The 13,038-nt window shown below is 70.6% G+C and carries 9 protein-coding genes and 1 pseudogene; 4 read left to right on the top strand and 6 right to left on the bottom strand.

Features of this window, described 5'->3' with window-relative positions:
• Positions 1-27: 27 nt before the first annotated feature.
• The 3 genes and pseudogenes from ku to OHO27_RS02035 form a co-directional block, all read right to left on the bottom strand.
• Complete coding sequence (gene ku / locus OHO27_RS02045; protein WP_328419694.1) at positions 28-1,011, bottom strand: non-homologous end joining protein Ku; 984 nt, start codon at positions 1,009-1,011, stop codon at positions 28-30.
• A 112-nt stretch (positions 1,012-1,123) separates the two neighbouring features.
• Positions 1,124-3,237 (bottom strand): annotated as a pseudogene (locus OHO27_RS02040) (SpoIIE family protein phosphatase).
• Positions 3,234-4,238 carry a hypothetical protein gene (locus OHO27_RS02035; protein ID WP_328419692.1) on the bottom strand — a complete coding sequence of 335 codons (1,005 nt, stop codon included), beginning with the start codon at positions 4,236-4,238 and terminating at the stop codon, positions 3,234-3,236. Before OHO27_RS02035 ends, OHO27_RS02040 begins: the two are co-directional and overlap by 4 nt.
• A 203-nt stretch (positions 4,239-4,441) precedes the next feature.
• On the opposite strand from OHO27_RS02035, the gene OHO27_RS02030 reads away from it, so the two are divergent.
• The 4 genes from OHO27_RS02030 (at position 4,442) to OHO27_RS02015 (ending at position 8,657) form a co-directional block, all read left to right on the top strand.
• Positions 4,442-5,071 carry a GAP family protein gene (locus tag OHO27_RS02030; RefSeq protein ID WP_328419690.1) on the top strand — a complete coding sequence of 210 codons (630 nt, stop codon included), beginning with the start codon at positions 4,442-4,444 and terminating at the stop codon, positions 5,069-5,071.
• A gap of 132 nt (positions 5,072-5,203) precedes the next feature.
• Positions 5,204-5,698, top strand: a complete 495-nt coding sequence (locus OHO27_RS02025; protein ID WP_328430322.1) for a gluconokinase — start codon at positions 5,204-5,206, stop codon at positions 5,696-5,698.
• A 34-nt stretch (positions 5,699-5,732) separates the two neighbouring features.
• Entirely contained in the window at positions 5,733-6,680 is a 948-nt protein-coding gene (locus OHO27_RS02020; RefSeq protein ID WP_328419688.1) for a DUF389 domain-containing protein, read from the top strand.
• 135 nt (positions 6,681-6,815) lie between these two features.
• Positions 6,816-8,657: a glycoside hydrolase family 15 protein gene (locus tag OHO27_RS02015; RefSeq protein ID WP_328419686.1), complete on the top strand. Its 1,842-nt coding sequence runs from the start codon at positions 6,816-6,818 to the stop codon at positions 8,655-8,657.
• A gap of 9 nt (positions 8,658-8,666) precedes the next feature.
• On the opposite strand, the gene OHO27_RS02010 is transcribed toward OHO27_RS02015, so the two are convergent.
• Genes OHO27_RS02010 through OHO27_RS02000 form a run of 3 tightly spaced genes read right to left on the bottom strand, consistent with a single transcriptional unit; the run spans position 8,667 to position 13,002 of the window.
• Entirely contained in the window at positions 8,667-10,445 is a 1,779-nt protein-coding gene (locus OHO27_RS02010; RefSeq protein ID WP_328419684.1) for a cation:proton antiporter, read from the bottom strand.
• Between the two features lie 26 nt (positions 10,446-10,471).
• Positions 10,472-11,509, bottom strand: a complete 1,038-nt coding sequence (locus tag OHO27_RS02005) for a cytochrome d ubiquinol oxidase subunit II (RefSeq protein ID WP_328419682.1) — start codon at positions 11,507-11,509, stop codon at positions 10,472-10,474.
• Positions 11,506-13,002 (bottom strand): cytochrome ubiquinol oxidase subunit I, encoded by a 1,497-nt coding sequence (locus OHO27_RS02000; protein WP_328419680.1) that lies wholly within the window; start codon positions 13,000-13,002, stop codon positions 11,506-11,508. The genes OHO27_RS02005 and OHO27_RS02000 overlap by 4 nt, the downstream gene beginning before the upstream one ends.
• Between the last annotated feature and the right edge of the window lie 36 nt (positions 13,003-13,038).

The following is a 13,038-nucleotide window of genomic DNA, read 5'->3' as shown; positions in this document are numbered from 1 at the left end:
CAGCCTCCGCCGTCACGGGTGCCTCGGTCAGGCAGCCTTCTTCTTTCCTCTGCGCCCCGCCCGGGCGAGGGCGTCGATCAGCTGGTCGCGGGTCATCTTCGAGCGGCCGGGGACATTTTGGTCGGAGGCCTGCTGGTAGAGCTCCGACTTGCTCATCCGCCGCAGCTCGCTCTTCTGCGCCGGACTCTCGGCGGCCTGCTTCTTGCGCTGTTCCGCAGCGCCGCTCCCGGGGGAGCGGGCCTGGTCGAGGCTGTGCTGGAGGACATCCATCAGGTCGACGACGTTGGTCGCCTCGGGGGCTTCCTCGGCCAGGGCGATGTCCCGGCCCTCGGCCTTCGCCTTGACCAGCTCCCGCACCTTCTCCTGGTAGGTGTCGTGGTAGCGGGCGGGCTCCCATTCCGAGCTCAGCGCGTCGACCAGCTGCAACGCCATGTCCAGCTCCTTGCCGCGCCCGGCTCGGCCGGAGGGCAGCTCGGGCAGTTCCTTGCCCGGGTCGCGCACCTCGTCGGCCCAGTGCAGGGTCTGCAGGACAAGGACCTGGTCCGACGCGCGCAACGCGGTCAGGTACTGCCTGCCGCGCATCACGAAGGTCGCGATCCCCGCCTTGTCCGCCTCGGCCAGCGCCGCGCGCAGCAGCTCGTACACCTTCAGGTGTTCCTTGCCGCGCGGGGCGACGTAGTACGTGCGGGCGAAGTACACGGGCTCCATGTCCGCCAGGTCGACGAAGTCCGAGATCTCGATGGCCTTCGAGCGGCCCGGCGCGATCTCGTCCAGTTCGTCGGGGTCGATGACGACGTACTCGCCCTCGGCCGCCTCGAAGGCCTTGACGATGTCCTTGTTCTCCACTTCCTTGCCGGTGCGCTCGTTGACCCGCCGGTTGCGGATCCGGTCGGCGGTGCCGCGCTGCAGCTGGTGGAAGTGGACGGTGTGGTCCTCGGTCGCGGTGTACAGGCCGACCGGCACGCTGGCCAGCCCGAACGTGATCACCCCTGTCCAGATCGCACGAGCCATGCCGTCCCGCTCCGTCCCGCGTGCAACCGAAGGCCCGCCCGGGGCCGTGTCTCCCCTCCACGCTCGCACCCCGCACCCGGCCCCGCGCGCGGAGAGCGGATCGGGATCGTCCTCATGCATCCGCGAGACGGTTGGGCTGAAGCAGCAGCAGCGCGATGTCGTCGGTGTGACGGTTGGTGCGGTGGGTGTGGCGGACCAGGCTCTCCACGAGTTGGTGCAGGGGCAGATCGCTCGACTCGCTGAGGTGGTGCGCGAGGTCGGCGATGGTCTGGGTGATGTCGCGGCCGGGGTCTTCCACGAGGCCGTCGGTGTAGAGGGCGAGGAGGGTCTCCGGGCCGAGGGGCAGGGTGGTGAGCTGGTACGAGGGGGTGCCGAAGCCGAGGCCGAGTGGAGGGCCGGGGCGGACGTCGACGGGATGGGTCCGGTTGTCGGGGTGGCGCAGGAGTGGGGGAGGGTGCCCGGCGCTGGCGAGGGTCACCTGGTGGCGGGCGAGGTCGAGGTGGGCGTAGAGGCAGGAGACGAAACGGCTGGCGTGGAGGTCGGTGAGGTCGCGGTCGGTGCGGGTGAGGACCTGGTCGGGAGCGGCTCCGGCCGTGGCATGGGAGTGGACGGCCATCCGGACCTGGCCCATGAGGGCCGCTGCCGTCATGTCGTGGCCCTGCACGTCTCCGATGACGGCCGCGGCGGTGGTGTTGGTGAGGCGGATGAGGTCGTAGAAGTCGCCGCCGATGTTCACACCCTGGCTGGCGGGGAGGTAGCGGGCGGCGACCTCGAGACCGGCCACGTTGGGCAGGGCGTGCGGCAGGAGGGTCTGCTGGAGGGCGTGGGCGAGGTTGTGCTTGGCGTCGTAGAGGCGTGCCCGGTCCAGGGCCTGGGCGATGAGACCGGCGAGGGGCGTCAGGATGGAGCGTTCGGCGGCGGTGAAGGTGTGGGGCCGGTTGTAGGCGAGGAGCAGGCAGCCGATGGGGCGTCCGGAGCTGAGCAGCGGCAGGAAGGCCCAGGCGTGTTTGTCGCTGATCTGCGGTGCCCTGGGGTAGAGGCGGGCGAGTTCGCCGCGGTTGGCGAAGAACAGGGACGCGCCGGTGGCCAGAGCGCGGCCCGCCGGCGTCAGGTCGGCGTCCGTGGGCAGGCCGTCGAACTGCTCGATCAGGGAGGGGTCGTAGCCGCGGTGTCCGATGATCTGGATGCGGCCGGCGTCGGCGGCGGACATGATCATGCCGTGGGCGCCGAAGGCAGGCAGGATCTGGTCGGCGATCAGGTCGACGACGTCCTGGACACCGACGGCCTCGGTCAGTGCCGCTGTCAGGGCCATCAGCAGATGGATCCGGCTCGCCGGCGGAGTGCTGGCGGGGGAGGCCGGCTGGGTGCCCAGGAGCTTGGACGACTGGTCGGGGGTGATGAGGATGCTGGTGCCGCTGTCGTCGGTGTGCAGGCGCAGGTCCAGCCACTGGTCCGGTGGGCGCAGCACGGTCAGGGCGAGGTGCTCGCGACTGCTCATGGCAGTGCGGTACGCGTCCATGTACGCGATGTTGTCGAGCCAGGGCAGGGACTGCCACGGCTGGGTTCCCAGCAGCTGCTTCGCCGGTCTGCCCAGCAGATGGGCGGCTGCGGTGTTCACGTAGGTGATCCGCCCTCCGAGGTCAAGGGCGAGCGTGCCGAGGGGCAGGCGCTCCAAAAGGTCGGCCGCCGCGAGTTCGGACTGGGGCCGCGGCTCCTCGCGGTGCGGATGGACGAAGCGGGGCCGGTCCGGGATGACCGGAGGGGTGGCCTCCGCGTCCAGCACGCGGGCGATGCGGCGTGCGCTGACGGCGATGCGGCCGCGCTCGCGCCGGCTGAGGCGGGGGGACCGGTCCGGGGCCCAGATCAGCAGCAGCGCGCCCCGGCAGTGCCGGATCTGCTTCAGCGGGACGATCGCGAAGGCGACTTGGTAAGGGATGGTCGCCGCGGCGCGCGGGTATGCGCGGGCCAGCGCCTCCAGAGAACTCACCCAGACGAGCTGTTCGTGGCGAACCGCGTCCTGGGCCGGGCCGCGGATGGCGAACGACATCCGCCACCACGGTGCGAAGGCATCGACCGGCAGACCGCACAGCGCGAGCAGACCCATCGCGGTCTCGGCCGGGTCCAGCAGGTAGACACCCCGGACCTGGCACCCGTGCGACGCACAGCCGCCGCCAAGGCCTCACAGAGCGGATCAGCCGCCTCCGGCTGCTCGTCGGACCCGCTCATTCGGCGCAACACCCAACGCCCATATTCAGAACGCTAAGCCCGACCCGGCGGCACGGCATGTGGATCAGGCGTCCTGTGCCGCGCCGGGAGGCGAGGTCGGCGTTCCTAGGCGGCGCCGCAAAAACGGCTCCTGGGACAGTACGGCCCCCGCGCTGAGGCCCACGGCGAGGGCCACGCACACGATGATCAGCCAGGACAGCAGGACGACCCGCGGAACCGTACTCCGCCAGTGCCCGGTTGAGCGCCCGTGGCATGTAGAAGTGCGCGGTCAGGGACAACGCGCTGACCGCGGTCGCCGTGACGACCGCCCCCGGCAACAGGGGTGACCAGCGGACGCCGCCGCCCAGCAGAAGGTGCTGGGTCCACCACCACAGGGCCGTCTCCATGACCAGGATGACCGGGATTCCCAGCCCCAACCCCAGGCCGAACCCGTTGTGCAGCAGCCCCTGCACGACCAGTGCGCCGAGCCACACGACGATCCACGCCAGCCACCGCCAAGGAGCCACCTTCGCCCCTGACCGGGGTAGCAGCCAGGCCCGTCTGCACAGCCGCTGTACCGCGCGACTGACCGCGGTGGCCGACAACAGCACCATCAGCGCGCCCACCACGCCGGTCGCCTGGCGCAGCTCGTCGCTCGGGGGCTGGAACGCCTGCTCCAGCTGAGCCTTCGCCTGCCCGTTCAGACCGAAGACGGCACTGACCGCCGAGGTGACCTGGCCCTGCACCGCCTCCGGCGCGTACGCACTCAGCACGAACAGCAAGGGAACGGCGGTCAGGAAGCACTGCGCCGCGATGCGGGTGGCGGAGTCGAAGATGTTCACCGACACCATGCGGTCCACGAGCCCCGAGACCACCGGGAAGCGGGTCTCCACCCGCGCGTGGACGGCCTTGAGCCAGGCAGTCAGTCTCCTGACACGGCCACGCCACCAGGACGCGTGCAGCAGGGAGCGGATCCGCCGGTGGCCTTCGGCGGAGTCCTCGCCCGTGCCCCCGCGCGGCATCACTCACCGGCGCGCGTGGAGCCCGGGCATGGCGTTCCGGTCCCTGCCGTCGACGGCATCCGTGCGGAAGTCTCCATCGCGCCGCTCCTTCCCGGTCTCCAGATTGCGTGACTCGGCGGGCCACGGCACTCCGTCGCCCGCCAGAGGGGCACGTACGGGGAGGCCGGGGAGGCCGGTTTCAAGAGATGCGGCGGATCACCGCCGTGCCTACCCTCGTGCCGTACGGCGCCTGGACCGGGCTCACCTTCCTCGCGGGATGGATGGCGTGCTTCGTCGCGGTGATCACCCTGGTCCTGACACTGACCGGCGGGCAGCCCCCCGCTCCGAGGTCGCCTCCGCCCACGGCGACCCTCGCGGCCAAACTCCTCGTCGGGGTGTCACTGATCGGGTACGGCCTCCACCGGCATCGGCACCGGCGACCCGGTCACGACCGCACATCGAGCGCGGCGCCAGACGACGCCGCAGCCTCGCCGTCGCGCGGCAAGTTCTCCTTCCTCGCCACCCGGATGGACCGCGGCGCGATCTGGCCGGCCGCGGGACTGGCCGTCCTCCTCCAGCCGTGGGGGCTCGTCGCGGCGGGCGCCGTGACCGTGGTGGAGGCCGACACGTCCCACGGCACGACATGGGTGCAGCTGATCGCGTTCTACATCGTCGCGACGGCCAGTCTGCTCGCCGTCGAGCTGTACGTCGTACTCAGACCGGCATCGGCCCGGCGCCGGCTATTGGGCCTGCGCACCTGGATGGCGGACCACGCACACCAGGCCATCGTGCTCGGCAGCATCGCGATCGGCCTGTGGCTGACAGGAAAGAGCGTCTACGAGCTGGCCAGTTGACGTCCCGGAAAGGACCACCCGCGCAGCGCCCCGCCGGACCCGGGGCGATAGTGGGCGTGTACCGGAGCTCCACCATCACCTCAGGGAGGGAGCGTGACTGCAAAGGTCGACGGCCCCCGGGTCGTGATCGTCATGGGCGTGTCGGCGTCCGGGAAGTCCACCGTCGGTGCGTGGCTGGCCCAGCAGCTCGGCGTGCCCTTCCTGGAGGGCGATGAACTGCACTCCGCGGCCGAGATCGCCAAGATGGCCGCAGGGCACCCCCTCGACGACACCGATCGCCGGCCCTGGCTGGCGTCCCTCAGCCAGCGGATCCGGTCGGCCGTGTCACACGGGCGTGGTGGCGTGGTCGCCTGCTCCTCTCTGAAGCGCCGGTACCGGGACGCGTTACGGAGCGCCGGCGAGGGCGCGAACGTGAGCTTCGTGTACCTGGCCCTCGATCGCCGGTCGGCCGGGGAGCGGATCGCCCGCAGGAAGGGGCACTTCATGCCGCCGGGGCTGCTGGACTCCCAGTTCGCGACTCTCGAGCCGCTGCAGGCCGACGAGCCGGGTGTCACCGTCGACGCGAGCGCCCCCCAGGAGCAGGTCGTGGCAGCGGCCCTGCAAGCGGTGGCCGAACCGGGCGGATGACGGGGCGTCCCGTTTCCCGCCCCTGGAGACCTGTATGGAACTGGTCCACTTCCGCATGGTGATGCCGTCCGCCCTCACCCGTCCGGCCGTCGCCCTGCTCTCCTCGCACGGCAGCGTGCTCAATCTCGTCGTGGTGAGGTCGGGCCAGGTCCCCCAGGGCGACGCGGTGGAGTGCGACGTGGTGCAGGGCGCCGCCAACGACGTGCTGGGGCAGCTGCGCGAACTGGGCGTCGACCGTGCGGGATCGATCGCCGTGGACGGTATCGACGTGATGTTCTCGCAGCAGGCCGAGCAACTCGAAGCCGAGCAGCCGAGCGCGCTCGTGCACGCGCCGTTGTGGGCCGGCGTCGAGGCGCGCATCCGGGCGGAGGGCACCTACCGGCCGTCCTTCTACCTGTTCCTGGTCATCGCCGGGGTCATCGGCTCGGTCGGCATCATGACGAACTCTCAGATCCTCATCGTGGCGGCCATGGTGGTCGGCCCCGAGTACAACGCCATCACCAGCGTCGCGCTCGGCCTCGACCGCCGTAGCAGGCGCAGGGTCCGCGAGGGTGTGCGTGCGCTGGTGGTCGGTTTCTCCCTGGCGATCGTGGCCACCTTGGGGTTCGCCGCGGTGGCCCGGGGCTTCGGCCTTCAGTCGGAGGCCTTCGATCTGGGCCTGCGGCCCGTCTCCAACCTCATCGGCACGCCGAACTTCTTCTCCGTCGCCGTGGCCTTCCTCGCTGGCATCGTCGGGATCGTCTCCCTGACCGAGGCGCGCGGCAGTGCCCTGCTGGGTGTCTTCATCTCCGTCACCACCATCCCCGCCGCCTCGGACATGGCGGTCTCACTGGCGTTCGGGGACTGGGACCACGTATGGGGATCGTTCGTCCAGCTGCTGCTCAACGTGGTCGTCCTCGTCGGCGTCGGTGTCCTCGCTCTCCGTGTCCAGCGGCGACTGTGGCGCCGCGCGACCCGACGGGCCGCGGCATCCGGGCACTAGCCTAGGACGTGCCGGACGGTCCCTGCCCGCCCCCCGCACCCCCGCCGCCCTCATCCCCGCGCGCCGATCCCCGACCCCCGGCTTAGTCTGAGGCGGGGGGCATTCGGGTGAATCGCACGCCGAGAGGTGGCCCCGATGGGCGACTACCCACTGATCGAGGACCACGGTCTCCTCGGCGATCTGCAGACGGCCGCCCTGGTGACGACCGACGGCTGCATCGACTGGTTCTGCGCCCCGAGATTCGACTCGCCCAGTGTGTTCGGGGCGCTGCTGGACCAGGAAAAGGGCGGAAACTGCACGGTCCGGCCGCAGAACGGCGCCTACGCGACCAAGCAGTTGTACTTTCCCGACACGGCGATTCTGGTCACCCGCTTCATGACCGAGGCGGGCGCCGGTGAGGTGATCGACTTCATGCCCGTGACCGGCACGGAGGTCACGGAAAGTCACCGTCTGGTGCGCATGGTCCGCTGTGTGCGCGGCCGGATGAAGTTCGAGGTCGAGATAGCGCCGCGGTTCGACTACGGCCGCCAGGCGCACCGGTTGCACATCACCACGCATGGGGCGGCGTTCGCCGCCGAGGACGGCACCGCACTCACCGTGCACCCCATCCGCGAAGCGGACGACGAGCGACTGCTCGACCTGCTCGCCGACCGGCGGGACGCCCTGCACTTCACGCTGACGCTGGAGGCGGGCCAGGAGCGGGGGCTGGCTCTGGAGTGGGGCGCCGACGGGCCGCCCAGGGAGATACGCCTGGCCGAATACCAGCAGCTCTTCGACGAGACGGTGCGATTCTGGCGTACCTGGCTGGGCCAGTCGCGCTACACGGGGCGCTGGCGCGAGGCCGTGGAGCGCTCCGCGATCACGCTGAAACTGATGACCTTCGCGCCCACCGGCGCCGTGGTGGCCGCCCCGACGGCCGCCCTCCCGGAGCAACTGGGCGGGGAGCGCAACTGGGACTACCGGTTCACCTGGATCCGTGACGCGTCCTTCTCGGTGTACGCCCTGCTGGGGCTGGGCTTCACCGACGAGGCACGGGCGTTCATCCTGTGGCTCGCCGACCGGGTCAGGGAACGGGCCGGAAGGCACGGAGACACCGGTCCACTGAACATCATGTACAAGGTCGACGGCTCCTCAGACCTGGACGAACACCTTCTCGACCACTGGGAGGGCTACGCGGGCTCCGCGCCGGTGCGAATCGGCAACGGCGCCGCCACGCAACTCCAGCTGGACATCTACGGCGAGGCGCTGGACAGCATCTACTTCGCGCACCGGCACGGTCTGCAGCTGGGGCACCGCGGGTGGAACTCACTGCTGACCAACCTCGACTGGCTCGTCGACCACTGGGACCAGGCGGAGGAAGGCCTTTGGGAGACCCGTGGCGGCCGGCAGGACTTCACCTACGGCCGCGTCATGTCCTGGGTGGCCTTCGACCGGGCCCTGCGGCTCTCCGACGCGAACGGGCGCCCGGGCGCCTCCGAACGCTGGCGCAGGGCACGCGACGACTGCTACGAGCAGGTCATGGCCAAGGGCTGGAGCGAGGATCGTGGGGCCTTCGTCCAGCACTACGGCAGCGAAGTCCTCGACTCCTCGCTGCTGCGCATGTCGACGGTCGGGATCATCACGCCGGAGGACCCGATGTGGACGTCGACCCTCGGCGCCATGGAACAGGAACTCGTCAGCGACAGCCTCGTCTACCGCTACAACCCCGACGCGTCCCCCGACGGCCTGCGCGGCTCCGAAGGCACCTTCTCGCTGTGCACGTTCATGTACGTCGACGCCCTGGCACGCGCGGGACGGACCGGAAAGGCGCGGTTGGTGCTGGAGAAGATGATGGGGTACGCCAACCACCTGGGCCTGTACTCGGAGGAGATCGACCCGACGGGCCGTCAGCTGGGCAACTTCCCACAGGCGTTCACCCATCTCGCGCTCATCGACGCCGCCATCACTCTGAACGCGGCGCTCGAGCGACGAGCCTGACGCACCGGTTCAACCGCCCATGTCCACGCCCGGTTCCGGCACGGGGCCGAGCAGCACGAGCGTGTCGCGCTCCCCGGACGTGACCGCCCGTGCCTCGGTCGTCGGCTCCAGGCGCCCGTCCGGCCGTACGACGAACAGCGTCTCGTACCCCGGCGGATACGGGGCAGAAGCGGGCTGTACGTGGAAGCGGGCGCCGCGCCCATGGCGGTCGGCGACGGTGTGGCGGACGAGGTCCCGGCCGAAGAGGATCTCCCCGGAGATATAGGGGGCGACCACGCCCTGGGTGTCCGGCGGTGGGCCCACCCGGTAGACCGGGCCGTCGACGCTGTCCCGCAGGACGACCGCGACAAGCGCGTTGAAGTCGTCGTCGTCCGTGAGCAGGAAGACCGATGTGACGCCCTCCAGGCGGGCCTGCGGATCGGTCGCCACGGCCATGAGCTCCCCGGCTGCCTGCTCGAATCCCGCAGTCTCGATGCGGGCCCGCCCCTGGGTGGATCCCGCCCACATCAGCACGTCCAGCCCGGCGGTGCGCAGCGCCCGGGCGAGGTCCACGACCCACGGCTCGTCGCCCAGCACCAACGGCCGGTATCGCGCGGTGCGTACGACGTCCAGCTTGGTGGCCACGGGCTTCGCGGTGAGTCCGTAGGCGAGGACCGTTCCGACGATCACCAGGAAGGTGACCGGGAGGATCTTGTCCGCGTCGCGCAGCCCCTCGCTGGTGAGCGCCGCGGAGAAGGTCGTGGCGGTGGAGGCGGCGACGATGCCGCGCGGGGCCATCCACCCGATGAAGGCGCGTTCTGGGGCCGTGAAGTCCGTTCTGACGGTGGACAGCAGTGCGATGACGGGCCTGACGACCAGGACGAGCGCCGCGACCAGCGCGAGGGTGGGCAGCAGCACCGGAACGAGCGACTCGGGCGTCACCGAGGCCGAGATGGCGACGAACAGCAGACCGATGATCAGCTGGACCAGCGTCTCGAAGAACGGCCGCCGCGCGGGCATGTCGAAGCCCGGCAGGTTCGCGGCCACGAGGCCGGTGACGATCGCGGCGATGAGCCCGGTGTCGTCGTACACCGCGTCGCAGCCCGCGGCCACCACCACGACGACGGCGAGCTGGGCGAGCGTACCGAGGGTCTCACCGAGACGGAGCAGCCGGAGGGTGAACCACAGCAGCGCGGCCCCGACCACGCCGCCCGCCAGCCCGACGGCGATGCTGCCCAGGAACGAGCCCACCCGGAAGTGACCGGTCTGCAGGCCGCCGGAGACGATGGAATGGAAGACGACGGCGCCGAGGATGCCGCCGACGGCGTCGATGAGGGAGCCCTCCCACACCAGCACACGCCGCACCTTGTCCGACGGCCTGACGTGCTCCAGCAGCGGACCGACGACGGTCGGCCCCGACACCACGAGGATCACCCCGATCATGCTGGCCACGGCCGCCGGAACGCTGAACAGGGCCGGCCCCAGGGCCATCACCGCCACCCAGGTGAGCACTACTTGGAAGACCAGGAGCCGGATGACGGTGTCGCGAATCGCGCCCTTGAGCAGGCGCATGTCCAGCCCCAGCCCGGCGTCGTAGAGGATGAGCGCCACCGACAGCGACACCAGCGACGAGAAGTCCTCTCCGACAAGCTGGTCCGGGTGGACGATGTCGGTGAGGGCTCCCGCGGTGAACCCGGCCGGCAGGAGCACGATCAGGGCCGGGATCCGCAGCCGGCCGGCCAGGATCTGGGAGCCGACGGCGAGGGCCACGACCAGGGCGAGCCCCAGCAGGATGTCGTCCTCGCTCACCGTGCCCTCACCCTTCGCCGCGGGGTTCAGCCGTCGTCACCGGCACCGAGCCGCAGATCGGTGTCGGTGAGGCCCTCCAACTCCCCGTGGGTGTCCAGCCAGTAGAGGAGGACGACCGCGGGCATGACGAGCACGACGGCGACGAGGGTGACCACCCCCAGCCAACGCAGCGTCGTGTCGGCTCCCGCGCCCTCCGCGATGGTCAGGGACCTCGGGACGAGGTACGGCCGCTGCGCCAGGCCCCAGGCGATGACCGCGGACGCCACCACGCCGACCGCGGTGACCCGGGACCAGGCGCCGGACGGGCGGATCAGCAGCCAGGCCGTGGCAAGGGTGCTCACCGCCGCCACGACCACGAACACGAGTCCCGCACCGTGCGTGAGCCCGTGCCACACATGCGCTGCGTCGTCGTGCGCGACGATCAGCGTCACCACGGACAGAGCGGCGACGGCGGCCAGGGCGGCCAGTGCCCGCCGCCGGAAGTAGCCGTCCAGATCCGGTGCTTCGAAGCGCCGGGCGTCCGCAGCGAGGAACACCGCACCGAGCAGGGCGGTGGTCGCCACGGCCAGCACCCCGAACAGCACCGGCGTGGCGTGGGCCCAGGCATGATCCGAGGGCTTGGCGTCCGCCGTCACCCGACCCGACGCCACACCGCCGGCGGCGGTGCCGAGGAAGAACGGCGTCAGAAGAGAGGAGACGGCGAACACCGCGCCGTACAGGCGCCGTCCGGCCAGCCGCTGGGCGGGCTTGCGCAGCGCGAACCCCGCGCCGCGCAGGACCGTGCCCACGACGGCCAGAGCGAGCGGCAGCCACATCGACTGGAACAACTGCTGGAAGAGGACGGGGAAACCCGTCCACATGATGACGAGTACGAAGATCAGCCAGACGTTGTTGACCTCCCACACGGGCGCCATCGCATGGTCGATCAGCCACCGGGGCCGCTTGCCGCGCTCCGCTCCGCCGGCGCTCAGGTCCCAGAAGCCGGCCCCGTAGTCGGTGCCTCCCGCGCAGGTGTAGGCGGCGATCGCGAGGAGCAGGACGACGGCGATGACATCGGCGATCACGGCCGGCCCTCCGTGGACGAGGACGGTCCGTCGCTGCCGGACGGCGGCGAAGCGCCGGACGGGACCGTGGGACGCGGCCCGTACGGGGTGTCCGTCTCGGGTGCCTCGGCCGTCGTGCGCGCACCGGTTCCCGCCCTGTCCTCCTCGTCGGCGAGCCGCCAACGGGTGCGCATCCGCAGCAGGATCACGAGAAACGACCCGAAGATGAACACGTACACGACGACGACCAGGCCGAACATGGTCCACAGCGTGCCGGACCGGGTCGAGGTGACCGCTTCGGCGACCCGCATGTTCTCGTAGACGATCCACGGCTGGCGGCCGACCTCTGTGGTGATCCAGCCGCATTCGACGGCGACGACGGAGGCCACGCCGGACACGGCTGCGCACCGGTAGAACCAGGGGGAGGCGGGCAGTCGGCGGCGGCGCCACCAGATCAGGGCGTACCACAGGGCAAGACCCACGAGCAGGGAGCCGATGCCGACCATGGTGTCGAAGGCCCAGTGCGCGATGGTCGCCTGGGTGGGGTTGGGCCGCTGGTCGGCGGGGACGGACGTCAGCCCGGTCACCTGGGTGTCCGGGCTGAAACCGGCGAGGATGGAGTCGAATTGCGGGATCTTGATGCCGCCGGAGACACTCCCGTCCGCATGCAGCCGGCCGAACAGGTACTCGGGGACGTGGGTGTCCGTCTTCCAGACGATCTCCATCGCGGCGAACTTCACCGGCTGCTTGTGGAAGACCTGCCGGGCGATGGAGTCGCCCAGCATGAACTGCACCGGCGTGAACACCGCGGCGACCGTGAACGGGATGGTGAAGCCGAGCCGGTGGTAGTGGTCCCGGCGCCCGCGCAGCCAGCCCACGGCGTAGACGCCGGCCACGACGTAGCCGGCCGTCACCAGCATCGCCACGACGAAGTGCCAGTACTGCGGGCCGAACATGGGCGTGAAGATCGCCTTCCAGATGTCCACGTCGACGGGGTTGCCCGCGGAGTCGAGGCGGAAGCCACGCGGTGTGTTCATCCAGGAGTTGGCGGCCAGGATCCCGAAGGCGCCGAGCAGGGCCGTGGCGGGCAGTGGCAGAGCGAGCAGGAAGTGGGTCCGGGCGGAGAGGCGTCGCCAGCCGTACAGGTAGATCGCGATGAGGACGGCCTCCAGGAAGAAGGCCCACGCCTCGACGCCGAACCCGATGCCGAAGACATCGCCCCACCTGCCCATCAGGCCCGGCCAGAGCAGCCCGAACTCGAAGGACAGGACGGTGCCGGTGACCACCCCGATCGCGAACTGGACCGCCATCACCGCCGACCAGCGGCGCGCCAGCAGCAGGGCCGTACGGTCACCGCGGCGCAGCCCGTAGCCGTGCAGGATGAGCGTGATCAGCGGCAGTGCCACACCCAGGGGCACCAGGATGATGTGGGACGCCAGGGTGAAGGCCATCAGGGATCTGGCCGGCAGCATCTGCGCCGGAGCGTCCGCCAGCACCTGCAAAGTGGTGTGCATATATGGGTTCCGTCCGGGGCCGTCCTGCGTGCGCTG

This window comes from Streptomyces sp. NBC_00443, assembly GCF_036014175.1.
Taxonomy (GTDB): domain Bacteria; phylum Actinomycetota; class Actinomycetes; order Streptomycetales; family Streptomycetaceae; genus Streptomyces.
This window is presented reverse-complemented; position numbering and strand designations above follow the sequence as displayed.